This window comes from Piscinibacter sp. PDB1-1, assembly GCF_056675995.1.
Window position 1 is genome coordinate 663,525 of record NZ_JBWVZJ010000001.1, and the last position, 14,588, is coordinate 678,112.

Annotated in this window: 15 protein-coding genes and 1 tRNA gene; 13 read left to right on the top strand and 3 right to left on the bottom strand. The window is 65.8% G+C overall.

The annotated features are described in order from the left end of the window. Nucleotides 1-38: 38 nt before the first annotated feature. Together AC1KAR_RS02900 and AC1KAR_RS02905 are read right to left on the bottom strand one after the other, a co-directional pair. A complete protein-coding gene (locus AC1KAR_RS02900; protein ID WP_480314449.1) occupies nucleotides 39-488 on the bottom strand; it encodes an acyl-CoA thioesterase in 450 nt (149 codons plus the stop codon). Further along, the gene (locus tag AC1KAR_RS02905; protein WP_480314450.1) at nucleotides 485-1,423 is read right to left on the bottom strand and encodes a histone deacetylase family protein; all 939 of its coding nucleotides are present in this window, start codon (nucleotides 1,421-1,423) and stop codon (nucleotides 485-487) included. The genes AC1KAR_RS02900 and AC1KAR_RS02905 overlap by 4 nt, the downstream gene beginning before the upstream one ends. A 146-nt stretch (nucleotides 1,424-1,569) precedes the next feature. Here AC1KAR_RS02905 and phaP point away from each other — a divergent pair, with 146 nt between their 5' ends. Continuing rightward, nucleotides 1,570-2,124, top strand: a complete 555-nt coding sequence (gene phaP / locus AC1KAR_RS02910) for a TIGR01841 family phasin (protein ID WP_480317739.1) — start codon at nucleotides 1,570-1,572, stop codon at nucleotides 2,122-2,124. A gap of 195 nt (nucleotides 2,125-2,319) precedes the next feature. Here phaP and AC1KAR_RS02915 read toward each other — a convergent pair whose 3' ends face one another. Next, on the bottom strand, nucleotides 2,320-3,270 hold the full coding sequence (locus tag AC1KAR_RS02915) for a patatin-like phospholipase family protein (protein WP_480314451.1): 951 nt from the start codon (nucleotides 3,268-3,270) through the stop codon (nucleotides 2,320-2,322). Nucleotides 3,271-3,421: 151 nt separating this feature from the next. Between AC1KAR_RS02915 and AC1KAR_RS02920 the strand changes: the two genes are divergently transcribed. From AC1KAR_RS02920 to napE, 12 genes are all read left to right on the top strand, one after another. Then, nucleotides 3,422-4,189 carry a sulfite exporter TauE/SafE family protein gene (locus AC1KAR_RS02920; RefSeq protein WP_480314452.1) on the top strand — a complete coding sequence of 256 codons (768 nt, stop codon included), beginning with the start codon at nucleotides 3,422-3,424 and terminating at the stop codon, nucleotides 4,187-4,189. A 10-nt stretch (nucleotides 4,190-4,199) separates the two neighbouring features. Beyond that, entirely contained in the window at nucleotides 4,200-5,903 is a 1,704-nt protein-coding gene (locus tag AC1KAR_RS02925) for a nitrite/sulfite reductase (protein WP_480314453.1), read from the top strand. Nucleotides 5,904-5,917: 14 nt separating this feature from the next. After that, on the top strand, nucleotides 5,918-6,451 hold the full coding sequence (locus AC1KAR_RS02930; RefSeq protein WP_480314454.1) for a DUF934 domain-containing protein: 534 nt from the start codon (nucleotides 5,918-5,920) through the stop codon (nucleotides 6,449-6,451). Next, nucleotides 6,448-7,215 (top strand): phosphoadenylyl-sulfate reductase, encoded by a 768-nt coding sequence (locus AC1KAR_RS02935; protein WP_480314455.1) that lies wholly within the window; start codon nucleotides 6,448-6,450, stop codon nucleotides 7,213-7,215. Before AC1KAR_RS02930 ends, AC1KAR_RS02935 begins: the two co-directional genes overlap by 4 nt. Continuing rightward, nucleotides 7,212-8,171 (top strand): sulfate adenylyltransferase subunit CysD, encoded by a 960-nt coding sequence (gene cysD / locus AC1KAR_RS02940; protein ID WP_480314456.1) that lies wholly within the window; start codon nucleotides 7,212-7,214, stop codon nucleotides 8,169-8,171. The genes AC1KAR_RS02935 and cysD overlap by 4 nt, the downstream gene beginning before the upstream one ends. A 2-nt stretch (nucleotides 8,172-8,173) precedes the next feature. Next, nucleotides 8,174-9,463, top strand: coding sequence for a sulfate adenylyltransferase subunit 1 (locus AC1KAR_RS02945; RefSeq protein WP_480314457.1), 1,290 nt, complete (start codon nucleotides 8,174-8,176; stop codon nucleotides 9,461-9,463). Between the two features lie 2 nt (nucleotides 9,464-9,465). Then, a complete protein-coding gene (gene cobA / locus AC1KAR_RS02950) occupies nucleotides 9,466-10,287 on the top strand; it encodes a uroporphyrinogen-III C-methyltransferase (protein ID WP_480314458.1) in 822 nt (273 codons plus the stop codon). Beyond that, on the top strand, nucleotides 10,284-10,610 hold the full coding sequence (gene fdxA, locus AC1KAR_RS02955) for a ferredoxin FdxA (RefSeq protein ID WP_480314459.1): 327 nt from the start codon (nucleotides 10,284-10,286) through the stop codon (nucleotides 10,608-10,610). Before cobA ends, fdxA begins: the two co-directional genes overlap by 4 nt. A 16-nt stretch (nucleotides 10,611-10,626) precedes the next feature. Beyond that, the gene (locus tag AC1KAR_RS02960; RefSeq protein ID WP_480314460.1) at nucleotides 10,627-11,733 is read left to right on the top strand and encodes an NAD(P)/FAD-dependent oxidoreductase; all 1,107 of its coding nucleotides are present in this window, start codon (nucleotides 10,627-10,629) and stop codon (nucleotides 11,731-11,733) included. Between the two features lie 206 nt (nucleotides 11,734-11,939). Then, nucleotides 11,940-14,087, top strand: coding sequence for a TonB-dependent siderophore receptor (locus AC1KAR_RS02965; RefSeq protein ID WP_480314461.1), 2,148 nt, complete (start codon nucleotides 11,940-11,942; stop codon nucleotides 14,085-14,087). Nucleotides 14,088-14,123: 36 nt separating this feature from the next. After that, nucleotides 14,124-14,199 (top strand) — tRNA-Asn (locus AC1KAR_RS02970). 224 nt (nucleotides 14,200-14,423) lie between these two features. Then, a complete protein-coding gene (napE, locus tag AC1KAR_RS02975) occupies nucleotides 14,424-14,588 on the top strand; it encodes a periplasmic nitrate reductase, NapE protein (protein ID WP_480314462.1) in 165 nt (54 codons plus the stop codon).

A 14,588-nucleotide genomic window follows, 5' to 3' on the forward strand; every position in this document is an offset into this window, starting at 1 on the left:
CTCGATCGACGACGCGGATGCCGCCTTGCATGCGAGCCTCATCGCGGCGTGATCTCCTGCAGCGCCCGGGTCAGCGCAGGCGGCAAGGGGACAGGCCGGCGCGTATCGCGGTCCACGTAGACATGCACGAAGTGTCCGCGCGCAGCGCACAGCGGCTCGCCGCCCGCGAAGATGCCGATCTCGTAGCGCACGCTCGACGAACCCTGGTGCGCCACACGGATGCCCGCCTCCACCATCTGCGGGAACTCGACCGACGCGAAGTAGTTGCAGTGCGTCTCGACCACCAGGCCGATCACCTCGCCGCGGTGGATGTCCAGCGCGCCGGCCTCGATCAAGTAGCGGTTCACCGCCGTGTCGAACAGGCTGTAGTAGACGACGTTGTTGAGGTGCCCGTAGGCATCGTTGTCCATCCATCGCGTGGCAAGCGGCGTGAAGTGGCGATAGGCGTCGCGGCCGTCGGGCTGGGGTCGGGGGGTCGAGGTGCTCATGGGCGGTCATTGTTCCACTGGCGCCAGCTTGCGAGGGCCTCGCCCAGCGTGTTGATCTGCACCTGCACGGTGGTCGCGATGTCGCGCCCGTAGCCGCCTGCCATCGACATGGCCACAGGGATGCGCCGCTCCCGGGCCGCCGCGAGCACGCGCCGATCGCGCTCGGCCATTCCCTCGGTGCTCAGCTTGAGTCGGCCCAGTCGGTCGCCTTCGTGCGGATCGGCTCCGGCCAGGAAGAAGATCAGGCCGGGTGCGCCATCGCGATGGCGGTGCCAGAGTTCATCCAGGGCGCCGTCGAGCGCCTCCAGGTAGTGAGCATCGCCGCAGCCGTCGGGCAGGTCGACATCCAGGTCACTCGGCTCCTTGCGGAAGGGGAAGTTCTTCGCGCCGTGCATCGACAGCGTGAAAACCGTCGGGTCGTCACTGAAGATGGCAGCGGTGCCATTGCCCTGGTGCACATCGAGGTCGACCACGGCCACGCGCAGCAGCCGCCGATAGAGCCGATGCCACTCGGCCTGCATCAGCCGGGCGGCCACCGCCACATCGTTGAACACGCAGTAGCCACCGCCCTTGTCCGCGCTGGCGTGGTGCGTGCCCCCGGCCAGATTCGCCGCCAGCCCGTGCTTCAAGGCCGCGCGGGCGGCCTGGACCGTGGCCCCGACCGAACGGCAGGCCCGCTCGGCCATCCGCTCCGACCACGGGAACCCGATCTCACGCTGCTGCGCCGCGCTCAGGTGGCCCTGCAGCACGGCAGTGATGTAGTTCGGCGAATGCGCCAGGGCCAGCTCGCCCTCGCTGGCTGGCAAGGCCTGCTCCAACCGAAGGCCCGGCAACTCGCTGGCCACCCGCTCGCGCAGCAGCCGGTACTTCTGCATCGGAAAGCGGTGCCCCTCGGGCAACTGCAAGACAAAGTGGTCGGCGTAGAAGGCCTGCATGCAGGTAATTTAGGGCAAGGCACCTAAATTGGTGCATTGCAGCAAAAAGTGCTTGTAATGCCAGACCAGCTCCGTATACTTTGCCTCATGGTGCAGCGCAACAAAAGCTGTGTCAGTCCCCTGAATCTAACCAATGGAGATTACGAATCATGCTGACCGCTGAACAAGTCATTGCCGCCCACAAGGCCAACGTAGAAACCCTTTTCGGCCTGACTGGCAAGGCATTCGAAGGCATCGAAAAGCTGGTGGAACTGAACCTGCAAGTGGCCAAGACCGCTTGGGGAGAAGCCGCCGAGAACACCAAGGCTGCACTGTCCGTGAAGGACGCGCAAGAGCTGCTGGCCCTGCAAGCCGGCCTGCTGCAACCGGCCGCCGAGAAGGCCGCTGCGTACGGCCGCTATGTCTATGACATCGCCGCCAGCACCAATGCCGACATCAGCAAGGTTGCCGAAGCACAAGCCACCGACGCCCAGAAGAAGTTCATGGCGCTGGTCGACACCGCCGTGAAGAACGCGCCGGCTGGCTCCGAGAACGCCGTGGCCCTGGTCAAGTCGGCCGTGGCCGCTGCCAACAACGCCTACGAATCGGTGCACAAGGCTGCCAAGCAGGCGTCCGAAGTGGCCGAAGCCAACATCCAAGCCCTGACCAGCACCGCTGTGAAGGCCACGCAAGCCGCCACCAAGACCAAGCGCGCTGCCTGATCACAAAACTTTTTGGCTGTGAGGTTGAACTTCTTGCCGAGAGCCGTATCTGAAAGATTCCACGGGCGATGCTCGTGGTCTCCCTGAAAGGTTGTCTCCTCGGTATCCACGAATTTCTTCGTTACAGATACCTTTTCGGCCCGGTGGCAACACCGGGCCGTTTTGTTTTTCAGGGCAGAACTCGGCTCTAGGCGCTCAGTGCATCTTGGCGGCGATCCGCGACTTCAGTTCCGGGAGCATCGCCAGAGCCACCTCGCGCCCCGCCTGGATCGAACGCTTGCGCGACGAGAAATCGGCGCTCGATACTCCGGCCAACTTGGGCCGCATCACCACGTCGGCCTCGCGCAGTTCGAAGCTGTTGATGCTCTTGCCCATGATGGCGAAGGTCTGCAGCAGCATGCGCATCGGGTCACCCGTGGGATTGCCGTCGGGTATGGCCGATATATCCACCGCAACGACTACCTCGGCGCCCATCTGACGGGCGAAGCGAACCGGTACGGGTGACACCAGGCCACCATCCACGTACTCGCGCGTGCCAATGCGCACGGGCGTGAACACCGCCGGCACCGCGCTGGAGGCCCGCACGGCCACGCCCGGGTCGCCCACCTGGAACAGGATGGGCTGACCGTTGTCGAGGTCGGTCGCGACGATGCCGAGCGGGATCAGCATCTGCTGGATCGATCGCCCACCGGTGTGCGTGCGGACGAAGCGCGCCAGTGCCTCGCCACGGATCAGACCGCGGCCGGGGAACGCCCAGTCGGCGAACGCCGATTCGTCCATGCTGTCGGCCATGGTCGCAAGCGCCTTGCCGTCCTTGCCCGAGGCATACAGCGCGGCCACAAGACTGCCGGCGGAGGTGCCGGCGACGCAATCGACCTTGATGCCGTTCTCTTCCAGCACCTGGATGACGCCGATGTGCGCGAACCCTCGGGCTGCGCCCCCGCCCAGTGCCAGGCCGACCCGCGGCGGCCGCAAAGTGGGGGCAACGGGCGCCGGCGCGGCGGTATCAGGAGGAGTGCTGGTTCCGACTGACGGAACGGGCGACGTGGGAGCGATGGGAGCGGTCTGACAGGCGGCCAGGGCCGCAAGGCAAAGCGGCAGGCCTATGCGCCGGGCGCTGCGCGCAAGATTCGAGCGTTCAAGCATGCGGCGGATTCTAGGTTTGTGCTTGCACGCCCAACCCGACTTATCCTCTACTGGAATAAGCACCCTACATATTTGTACTTTCTATATATATAGACGCTGAATAAAGTGCGGCCCTGCTCGCGTGCCCTTGCGCGAGCCCACCGGGCATTCCATGGACTTGATTGCGATCGTGAGCGGTTTCGGGGTTGGCGCCATCGTCGGGCTGACCGGCGTGGGTGGCGGCTCCCTGATGACGCCCCTGCTGCTGACCGTGTTCAAGCTGAACCCGGCGGTCGCCATCGGCACCGACCTATGGTTCGCGGCCATCACCAAGACCTCGGGCTCCATCGCCCATCACCGCCACGGTCACGTCGACTACAAGATCCTGTGGCAATTGCTGGCCGGCAGCATCCCGGCCGCCATCGCCACGCTGGCACTGATGCACTTCACTGGCGTGACCAAGGGGTGGGCAAGTGCACTCACCTTTTCGCTCGGCATCGCACTGCTGCTGACGGCCGTCACGGTGGCCTACAAGAAGGCGTGGCACAACGTCGGGCTGAAGCTCGAGCGATGGATCCCCGAGTCGCGCAAGCCTTATTTCACGGTCCTGTCGGGGCTGATCCTGGGCGTGCTGGTCACGCTGAGCTCGATCGGCGCGGGCGCCATCGGGGCGACGCTGATCCTCTTGCTGTACCCGCGCCTCGAAGCTCGCCGCCTGGTCGGCACCGACATCGCGCATGCCGTGCCCTTGACACTCGTGGCCGGCGCCGGGCACGCCATGATGGGGCACATCGATTGGTCGCTTCTGGCGGCCTTGCTGGTGGGTTCGATCCCGGGCATCTGGGTCGGCGCCCAGTTAACGCGGAAAATGCCGGACCGCCTGGTGCGCACGCTGCTGTGCGTTTCACTGGTGACGGCCGGCCTGAAAGTCATTCACTGAGTCTCCAACGATGTACCAGTACACCCCCTTCGACACCCAGTTCGTCAAGCAACGCGCAGCGCAATTTCGCGATCAACTCGAGCGCAATCTCGCCGGCAAGCTGGCAGAAGACGATTTCCGCGCGCTGCGCCTGCAAAACGGCTGGTACATCCAGCGCCACGCACCGATGGCACGCATTGCTGTGCCCTACGGCGAACTGAGCAGCGCCCAGTTGCGCATGCTGGCACGCATCGCCCGCGAGTTCGACCGCGGCTACGCCCACTTCACCACGCGCCAGAACTGCCAGTACAACTGGATTCCACTGCCCCAGGCAGCCGACGTGATGGACCTGTTGGCATCGGTCTCGATGCACGGCATCCAGACCAGCGGCAACTGCATCCGCAACATCACGAGCGACTGCTTCGCCGGCGTGGCGGCCGACGAGATCGTCGACCCGCGCCCGTACTGCGAAATCATGCGCCAGTGGAGCACGCTGCACCCAGAGTTCGCGCACCTGCCGCGCAAGTTCAAGATCGCCGTCAGCGGCGCCAAGGAAGACCGCGCCGCCATCGCCTGGCACGACATCGGCCTGCAGTTGCTCAAGAACGACGCGGGCGAGGTCGGCTTCAAGGTGCTCGTGGGCGGCGGCATGGGCCGCACGCCGATCACCGGTACGGTCATCAGCGAGTTCACGCCCTGGCAGAACATCCTCGTGTTCATCGAGGCGATCGTGCGTGTGTACAACCGCTACGGTCGCCGCGACAACATGTACAAGGCGCGCATCAAGATCCTCGTCAAGGCCGAGGGCCAGAAGTTCATCGACGCAGTCGCGGTTGAATACAAGAACATCCTGGAGCGCGACCTCGACGGTTCCTCGCACATCCTCACTCAGGCCGAGTTCGACCGCGTGAACGCCTGCTTCGTGCGCCCCGCCGGCGTGGCACCCATCGCAGGCAGCAAGCTCGTGGTGCCCAGCGATGCGCCCGACGCGTTCAAGCGCTGGACCGAGCGCAACGTGCACGCGCACCAGGTGACCGGCTACCGCGCCGTGACGCTTTCGCTCAAGCGCACCGGCCAAGCCCCGGGGGACGCGACCGACACGCAGATGGAACTCGCCGCAGAACTCGCTGACAAGTTCAGCCATGGCGAATTGCGCGTCTCGCACGATCAGAACCTCGTGCTGCCCTGGGTGAAAGAGAGCGATCTCTTCGCGCTGTGGGAGGCCGCACGCGCCGCGAGCTTCGCCACGCCCAACATCGGCCTGCTCACCGACATGATCGCCTGCCCCGGTGGCGACTTCTGCGCACTGGCCAATGCACGCTCCATCCCGATCGCTGCCGACATCACCGAGCGCTTCGACGACATCGACGAGCTCTACGACATCGGCGACATCGATCTGCACATCAGCGGCTGCATCAACAGCTGCGGGCACCACCACAGCGGGCACATCGGCATCCTCGGCGTGGATAAGGACGGCAAGGAGTGGTACCAGGTCTCGTTGGGTGGACTCGATGGCTCGGCCATCAGTGGCCACGCCTCCACGGCCGGCAAGGTGATCGGCCCTTCGTTCTCGGCCGACGAAGTGGCCGACGTGGTCGAAGCGGTGCTCGACACCTACCGTGCCCAGCGCAGCAGCGCGGCCGAGCGCTTCATCGACACCGTCAAGCGCATCGGCCTCGACCCCTTCAAGACCGCCGCCAACGCCCAGCGCCGCACGACCGCCCAGCACGCCTGAAAGAGATCGACAGCATGAAGTTCATCGTTACCACCCACGACAGCTGGCACACCCTGAGTGGCGAGGACGGGCCGCTCGTCACCGTGACCCCCGCCGCCAACAGCCTGCTCACCTGGAGCCAGTGGCAAGGCACGCGGGCCAGCTGGCCGCAGGGCATGCCCGTTGGCGTCATCTTCCCCAACGACGCCGACATCGAAAGCCTCGAAGCCGACCTGCCCCGCCTCAGCCTCGTCGTGCTGCAGTTCCCCAAGTGGACAGACGGCCGCGCGTACAGCCAGGCGCACATCCTGCGCGCGCGCTATCGCTTCGCGGGCGAGATCCGCGCGACCGGCGAAGCCTTGGTCGACATGGTCACCCTGATGGAGCGCAGCGGCTTCAACGCCGTCGCGCTGCGCGCTGACCAGTCGCTCGAAGCGGCGGACCGTGCGCTGCACTTCTTCCCGGGCTACTACCAGGGTGACGTGAACGAGCGCCGCCCGCTCTTCGCTCGCCCGACCGGCGAGGAGTACGCGAAGGAAGAGTTCAACCAGGCCGGTTCATCGATATGAGCGCCATCGACCTCTACGACCGGCTCACCCCCGATTTCGACCGGCGCGTGGCCAACGCCTTGACCGTGCTGAAGCAGGCCGCGGCCGAGCACCCCGGCAAGGTGGTTCAAGCCACGAGCCTCGGTGTCGAGGACATGGTGCTGACCGACCTGATCGCCCGTCACCAGATTCCCATTGCGCTGGGCACGCTCGAAACCGGCAAGCTGCACGCGCAGACGTCGGCGCTGATCCCGCGCATCGAATCGCACTACGGCCTGCAGGTCGAGGTCTACCGCCCTGAAGCCGACGCAGTGATCCATTTCGTCAAGAACCACGGCGAGAAGGCGATGTACGAGAGCATCGACCTGCGCAAGGGTTGCTGCGGCATCCGCAAGCTGGAGCCGCTGTCGCGCATGCTCGCCAACCGCACGGCCTGGGTCACCGGCCTGCGCCGCGAGCAGAGCAACAACCGCGGCGACGTGCCCTTCAGCGAGCTCGACGACAAGGGCCGCACCAAGTTCCAGCCGCTGGCCGACTGGACCTGGAACGACGTCTGGCATTACGTGGCCATCCACAACGTGCCCTACAACCCGCTGCACGACGAGTTCATGCCCAGCATCGGCTGCGAGCCCTGCACGCGGGCCATCGCCGTGGGTGAAGACTTCCGCGCCGGCCGCTGGTGGTGGGAAGACGAAAAAGCAAAGGAGTGCGGCCTTCATGTGCATGGTGCAGATGCCCTTGGCTCAGAGACGGCCGCTGTCTCGATGATCGGAGAACGCAAATGAATGCCCCCCTGACCGTGGAGCAACTGCTCCCCGAGCTGGATCACTCCCACCTCGACTGGCTCGAAGAAGAAGCCATCTTCATCCTGCGCGAAACCGTGGCCGCCTTCGAGCGCCCCGCCCTGCTGTTCTCGGGCGGAAAGGATTCGTGCGTGGTGCTGCGCCTGGCCGAGAAGGCTTTCAAGACCCGTGGCAAGGACGGCGAGTTCAAGGGCCGCCTGCCCTTCCCGCTGCTGCACGTGGACACCGGCCACAACTTCCCGGAAGTGATCGAATTCCGCGACCGCCGCGTGGCCGAGATGGGCGAGCGCCTGGTGGTGGGCCACCTCGAAGACTCGATCAAGCGCGGCACGGTTCGCTTGAGCCACCCGCTCGAATCGCGCAATGGCCACCAGACCGTCGCCCTGCTCGAAGCCATCGAAGAACACCGTTTCGACGTGCTGATGGGAGGTGCCCGCCGCGACGAAGAAAAGGCGCGCGCCAAGGAGCGCATCTTCAGCCACCGCGACAGCTTCGGCCAATGGCAGCCCAAGGAGCAGCGCCCCGAACTCTGGACGCTGTTCAACACCCGCATCAAGCCGGGCGAGCACATGCGCGCCTTCCCCATCAGCAACTGGACCGAACTCGACGTGTGGCTTTACATCGCCCGCGAGAACATCCCGCTGCCGAGCCTGTACTACGCACACGACCGGCAGATCATCCGCCGCAAGGGCCTGCTGGTGCCGCTGACCGAGGTCACGCCGCCCGAGGGCGACGAACAGATCGAGACCGCGCAAGTGCGTTTCCGCACAGTGGGCGACATGACCTGCACCTGCCCGGTCGAAAGCCCCGCCGCCAACGCCACAGACATCGTGGCCGAGACGCTCAAGGTCACCGTGAGCGAGCGCGGCGCCACCCGCATGGATGACCGCACCTCGGATGCTTCGATGGAGCGCCGCAAGAAGGAAGGCTATTTCTGATCATGAGCAGTACCGCAGCCCCCCAAGTGAAAGACCACCGCGCCCTGCGCTTCCTGACCGCAGGCAGCGTGGACGACGGCAAGAGCACCCTCATCGGCCGCCTGCTGTATGACAGCCGAGCTATCCTCGCCGACCAGCTCGATACGCTGGAAAAGCGCGCCGCCGGCGCACCGATCGACCTCTCGCTGCTGACCGACGGTCTCGAAGCCGAGCGCGAGCAAGGCATCACGATCGACGTGGCCTACCGCTACTTCGCCACCAAGCAGCGCAAGTTCATCATTGCCGACGCCCCCGGCCACGAGCAGTACACGCGCAACATGGTGACCGCCGCGGCCGGCAGCGACGCCGCCGTGGTGCTGGTCGACATCACCAAGCTCGACACCTCGGTGAACCCCGTGCCTCTCTTGCCGCAAACGCGCCGCCACGCGCTGCTCGCGCACCTGCTTCGCGTGCCCAGCATCGTGTTCGCCGTGAACAAGCTCGATGCGGCCGCCGACCCGGCGCACGCCTTCAAGGCCGTGAGCGAGTCGCTGACCGCGTTCGCCCAGCAGGCTGGCATTGCCGTCGCCGGCATCATCCCCGTCTCGGCCCTGCGTGGCGACAACGTCACCCAGCCGCTCGATGCCGACTGGTACGACGGCCCCTCGCTGCTGCAATTGCTCGAATCCCTGCCGGCGTTGCAGGAGCGCAAGGACGGTGACCTGCTCATCCCCGTGCAGTACGTCGCCCGCGAAGGCGAAGGCACGGGCAACCAGTCACGCCAACTCTTCGGCCGCGTGGCCCATGGCCGCGTGAAGCCCGGTGACGAGGTGCAGATCTTCCCGAGCGGCCAGACCGCCGTCGTCGCCGAGGTTCGGCTCGCAGGCGAAGCCGTCGGCGAGGTCGAGGCTGGCCGCTCTGCCGGCGTGGTGCTCGACCGGCAACTCGACGTCTCGCGCGGCGACTGGATTGCCACGCCCAAGACCATCCACGAAACCACCCGCTTCAGCGCCACGCTGGCGTGGCTCGACACCGAGCCCGCGCAGGTGGGCCGCAAGTACTGGGTGCGCCACGGCAACCGCTGGGTGCAGGCGCGCATCGCCAGCATCGAGAGCCGCCTGGACATCCACTCGCTCGAAGCGACCGAAGCGCACCAACTCGCGGTGAACGAGATCGGCCACGTGATCGTCGAGACACAGCAGCCGCTGCCGGTAGAGCCCTTCGAGTCCAACCGGGTCGGCGGCGCGCTGATCATCGTCGACCCGGCCAGCAACCGCACCAGCGGTGCGCTGCTGGTGAAGGGCCAGGCCTGAGCATGACCGGTCGTGTGATCTTCATCGGGGCAGGCCCTGGAGCCGCCGACTTGATCACCTTGCGTGGCGCGCGACTGCTCGCCACTGCCGACGTCGTTCTGTTCGACGCACTCACCGACCCGGCCCTGAAGGCGTTTGCACCTCAGGCCAACTGGGTCGATGTGGGCAAGCGCGGCTTTTCAGACAGCACGGCCCAGACGGAGATCAATGCCCTGCTCGTCCAGCATGCCCGCGAAGCCGCCACGGTCGTACGGCTGAAGGGCGGCGACCCGAGCATCTTCGGCCGGCTGGAAGAAGAACTCGACGCCCTGGCCGAAGCCGGCATCTCCTGCGAAGTGGTGCCAGGCGTCACAGCCGCCATTGCGGCGGCCGCCAGCAGCCTGCGCCCGCTGACGCGCCGGGGCACGGGCCGCAGCGTGAGCCTGGCCACCGCCATGACGCGCAGCGGCGACATGCACGCCACCCGCACCGCCGACACCGAGATCTACTACATGGCCGGCAAGCAACTCGCCGCGCTGTCGCGCCAGTTGCTCGACGCCGGCTGGCCTGCCGACACACCCGCCAGCCTGGTGTCGCGTGCCGGCTGGCCAGACGCCCTGCACACCGAGCACCGGGTTGACGAGCTTTCGCAGGCGAGCATGCTGCACGCCGGCCGCCCGACCGTCGTGACCGTGGGGGCTGGCGCTCGCGCCTTGACCTGCACGCCAGCCGGGGCTTCAGGGGATTCCTCCCTCTCCGTGGAAACCCTCGACCGACTAAAATACGCGGTTTCGCTCCCGGGCGAAGCATCGCCACCTGCCACTTCTACCAAGCAAGAGCCATGACCCACGTCGTCACCGAAGCCTGCATCCGCTGCAAATACACCGACTGCGTGGACGTGTGTCCCGTCGATTGCTTCCGCGAAGGCCCGAACTTCCTGACCATCGACCCCGACGAATGCATCGACTGCGCCGTGTGTATCCCCGAGTGCCCGGCCAACGCGATCCTGCCGGAAGAAGACGTGCCTGCCGATCAACTGCACATGATCAAGCTCAACGCAGAACTCGCAAAGAGCGGTTGGCCGAGCATCACCAAGCGCAAGCCCGCGCTCCCCGACGCCGATGAATGGAAAGACCGCACCGGCAAGCTCTCGGAGCTGATCAAGTAAGTCTCGCCGTCACCCGATGGACCTGAGCGTCAACAGCACCGAGGTATCGGCTGCCAGCAGCCTGCAAGGCAGCCCGATCGAAACTGACGCGCTGATCGTTGGCGCCGGCCCCGTCGGGCTGTTCCAGGTGTTCGAGCTCGGCCTGCTTGAGATCAAGGCCCACATCATCGATTCGCTCGCCTACCCGGGCGGACAGTGCATCGAGCTGTACCCCGACAAGCCGATCTACGACATCCCGGCCGTGCCCATGTGCACCGGCAAGGAACTCACCGACAACCTGCTCAAGCAGATCGAGCCCTTCGGCGCTACCTTTCACCTTGGCCACGAAGTGAGCGTGGTGCGCAAGCTCGACGACGGCCGCTTCCACGTCGAAACGAACAAGGGCACCCGCTTTCTCGCCAAGACCATCTTCATCGCCGGCGGCGTGGGCGCTTTCCAGCCGCGCATGCTGAAGATCGACGGTCTCGACAAGTACGACGGCAGCCAGCTTCACTACCGCATCAAGAACCCGGCGCAGTTTGCCGGCAAGAACCTGCTGATCGTCGGGGGCGGTGACTCCGCGCTCGACTGGACGCTCAACTTCGCGCAAGACGGCCCCAACAAGGCCGCAAGCGTGATCCTGATGCACCGCCGCGATGGCTTCCAGGCCGCGCCGGCCAGCGTGGCCAAGATGCGCGAGCTGTGCGAAGCAATGGAGATGCAGTTCATCGTCGGCCAGGTTACCGGCATCGAGGAGGCCGACAGCCGCCTCACGGGCGTCAAGGTCACCGGGAGCGACGGTGTGACGCGCGTGGTACCGCTCGACATGCTTCTGGTGTTCTTCGGCCTGAGCCCCAAGCTCGGCCCCATTGCCGAATGGGGGCTCGATCTCGAACGCAAGCAGATCGTCGTCGACACCGAGAAGTTCGAGACCAGCACGCCCGGCATCTTTGCGGTAGGTGATGTGAACACCTATCCGGGCAAGAAGAAGCTGATCCTCTCGGGCTTTCACGAGGCTGCGCTCGCGGCCTTTGCTGCGGCGCCGTACGTGTTCCCGGACAAGCGCATCCAGCTGCAGTACACGACCACCAGCCCGAAGCTGCACAAGGTCCTGGGTGTCGAGACGCCGAGCTTCGACGACTGACCGATAATCCCGCCGCTGCGCACTCTGCGCGGCACTCGCTAGGGGTGTTGAACACGGTGGCCTGCAAGGCCTCGGGTTTGACTGAGAGAGTCCCTTTGAACCTGATTGAGGTAATCCTCGCGCAGGGAAGCATGCACCGGGCCCCACGCCCCCGCGCCGAAGCGGCCTGTGCTCGCCAACCTGCCATCGCTTTCCCGGACCACACGATGGCAACGATCCGCCCGCTTCACGTCTCCCGTACACCCCTTGCCGCCGCCGCCCTGCTCCTGACCGCAGCCACTGGCGCGCAGGCCCAGAGCGCAACGCTCGCACCCGTCACCGTCACCGGCCGCATCGAGCCGGTGGCGTCGGTCGCGGGCTGGGGTGACACCCCCCTCTCAGCCACACCCGTGCAAGGCACGGTCATCTCGGCCGAGCAATTGCGCGATCGGGGCGCGCAGCGACTGGCCGACATCGTGAAGTTCGACCCTTCGGTCAGCGACGCCTACAACTCCGATGGTTACTGGGACATGCTCAGCGTGCGCGGCTTCGTGCTCGACAACCGCTTCAACTACCGGCGCGACGGGCTGCCGATCAACGCCGAGACCTCCATTCCGCTCGACAACAAGGCCACCGTTGAAGTGCTCAAGGGTCTGAGCGGTGTGCAGGCGGGCACCAGTTCGCCCGGCGGCCTGGTCAATCTGGTTGTCAAGCGGCCCACCGATGCGCCCGTGCGCGAGGCACAACTCGCCTGGCGTGAAGCGGGCTCGGTGCTCGGGAGCGTCGACCTCGGGCAGCGCTTCGGCGATCAGGGTGCATTCGGCGCGCGTGTCAACGCAGCCTACGAGCACCTCGACCCCCAACTGCGCAGCGCGAAGGGCGAGCGATACCTGTTCTCGGTGGCCGGCGATTGGCGCATCAGCCCGGCCACGCTGCTCGAAGCCGAGTTCGAGACCAGCCACCGCTCACAGCCCAGCCAACCGGGATTCAGCATGCTGGGCGCCAACGTGCCAGGCCCGACCGACCCGCGCATCAACCTCAACAACCAGCCGTGGTCGCAACCGGTCGTGATGGATGCCGACACCGCGTCTCTGCGCGGTACCCACAAGATGGACGGTTGGAGCCTGAGCCTTCACGCCGCCACGCAGCGCCTGAAGACCGATGACCGGCTCGCCTTCCCCTACGGATGCGAGGCCGAAGGCAACTGGGATCGCTATTGCAGCGACGGCACCTACGACCTCTACGACTTCAGAAGCGAGAACGAGCGCCGCCAGACCGACACGCTGCAGATCGCCGCGCGGGGCGAGGCCGTGACAGGCAGCCTGCAACACACCTGGGAAGCCGGCACACTTTTCACCCGCATCAAGAACCGCTTCGGTGAGCAGACCTACGACCGCAGCTTTGCCAACCCCTTCGAGACCGTGCCCTCGGGCATCGGCAACATCGAAGGCACACTCGCCACCTACCCGAACAACAGCCACAACGACACCGGCACCAACCGCGACGAACGATCCACCGAGCTTTTCATGCGAGACGCGATGCGGCTTACCGACAGCCTCACGTTGTGGCTGGGGCTGCGCAACACGCACCTCAAGCGCGAGTCAGTGCGTACAGATGGCACCGAATCCACCAGCTACTCGCAGTCGTTCACCACGCCCTCGGTCGCGGCCACCTATACCTTCGCGCCCGAACAGATGATCTACGGCAGCTGGGGCCAGGGGGTCGAGAGTGAAGTCGTCCCGAATCGCCCGAGCACCTACAGCAATGCGGGCCAGGCCCTGCCCGCATCCAAGAGCCAGCAGTACGAGGTGGGCGTGAAGGTCGGCACGGCCCAGGCGAACTGGGGCTTCGCCTGGTTTTACATCGAGCGGCCCGAGTGGGGCACGGTGAGCGGTGAACTCAAGGAAGACGGCGAAGCCGTGCACCAAGGCATCGAAGCCAACGCCGCGTGGCGCGCCGGCCCATGGATGTTCCAGGGCGCGCTGCAAGCGCTGCGCGCCCGCCGACACGGCAGCGTGGGCACGCCCGAGTCCAATGGCCAACGCCCGGTCAACGTGTCCGCCCAGACCGCCAAGCTGCAGGTGCGCTACGACCTGGCGGCCCTACCCGGCCTCAGCCTGCAAGCCGACGCCCTGGGCGTGAGCGACCGCATGGTGCTGCCCGACAACAGCGCCCGCATCCCCGGCTACGGCCTGGCCGACCTGTCGGCCCGCTACGAGCAGAAGCTGTCGGGCACGGCGCTCATCTGGCGTGCCGGCGTCGACAACGTGTTCGACCGCCGCGCCTGGCGCGAATCGCCCTACCAGTACGACCACGTCTACCTCTATCCTGTGGCGCCGCGCACCTTCCGCCTGTCGCTTGAATTCGCACTCTAAGCGCTGGCCAAAAGTCAGGCTATAATGCGAGGCTGTTCCTCGATAGCTCAGTCGGTAGAGCGCCGGACTGTTAATCCGTAGGTCCCTGGTTCGAGCCCAGGTCGAGGAGCCAATATTCAAGAGGGGCCCACTGCAAAGTGGGCCCCTCTTTCGTTTGGCACGTCTGTTGAGCCATGCCAGTCGGCCGCCTCGCGGCGGTCGATGCACCAACGGCAGCACTGGCCTGCCCTTTGGTGCCGCGATGGCACCGGCTCATTGACCATCCTGGTGCATGGCGCTAAAACCGGCCCCGACGCCCGACCCCTTGTTCGGGCTCAAGCCAGCCGGAGGTCCAACGTGGACGATAGCCAGCCCGTCACCAAAGCCGAAGAAGTCAAGAGCTTCCTCTTCCTCACAGCCGTGATGGCGCCCCTTCTGGCGGTGATCATCGTGGCCGGCTATGGGTTCCTGGTATGGATGTACCAGGTGTTCGCGGGCCCGCCCGGGCCCATGGGGCACTGA

Excerpts from the sequence above, each read along its gene's own strand:
- AC1KAR_RS02900 (WP_480314449.1), bottom strand. The coding sequence starts at position 488 with ATGAGCACCTCGACCCCCCGACCCCAGCCCGACGGCCGCGACGCCTAT.
- AC1KAR_RS02905 (WP_480314450.1), bottom strand. The coding sequence starts at position 1,423 with ATGCAGGCCTTCTACGCCGACCACTTTGTCTTGCAGTTGCCCGAGGGG.
- AC1KAR_RS02915 (WP_480314451.1), bottom strand. The coding sequence starts at position 3,270 with ATGCTTGAACGCTCGAATCTTGCGCGCAGCGCCCGGCGCATAGGCCTG.
- AC1KAR_RS02920 (WP_480314452.1), top strand. The coding sequence starts at position 3,422 with ATGGACTTGATTGCGATCGTGAGCGGTTTCGGGGTTGGCGCCATCGTC.
- AC1KAR_RS02925 (WP_480314453.1), top strand. The coding sequence starts at position 4,200 with ATGTACCAGTACACCCCCTTCGACACCCAGTTCGTCAAGCAACGCGCA.
- AC1KAR_RS02930 (WP_480314454.1), top strand. The coding sequence starts at position 5,918 with ATGAAGTTCATCGTTACCACCCACGACAGCTGGCACACCCTGAGTGGC.
- AC1KAR_RS02935 (WP_480314455.1), top strand. The coding sequence starts at position 6,448 with ATGAGCGCCATCGACCTCTACGACCGGCTCACCCCCGATTTCGACCGG.
- cysD (WP_480314456.1), top strand. The coding sequence starts at position 7,212 with ATGAATGCCCCCCTGACCGTGGAGCAACTGCTCCCCGAGCTGGATCAC.
- AC1KAR_RS02945 (WP_480314457.1), top strand. The coding sequence starts at position 8,174 with ATGAGCAGTACCGCAGCCCCCCAAGTGAAAGACCACCGCGCCCTGCGC.
- cobA (WP_480314458.1), top strand. The coding sequence starts at position 9,466 with ATGACCGGTCGTGTGATCTTCATCGGGGCAGGCCCTGGAGCCGCCGAC.
- fdxA (WP_480314459.1), top strand. The coding sequence starts at position 10,284 with ATGACCCACGTCGTCACCGAAGCCTGCATCCGCTGCAAATACACCGAC.
- AC1KAR_RS02960 (WP_480314460.1), top strand. The coding sequence starts at position 10,627 with ATGGACCTGAGCGTCAACAGCACCGAGGTATCGGCTGCCAGCAGCCTG.
- AC1KAR_RS02965 (WP_480314461.1), top strand. The coding sequence starts at position 11,940 with ATGGCAACGATCCGCCCGCTTCACGTCTCCCGTACACCCCTTGCCGCC.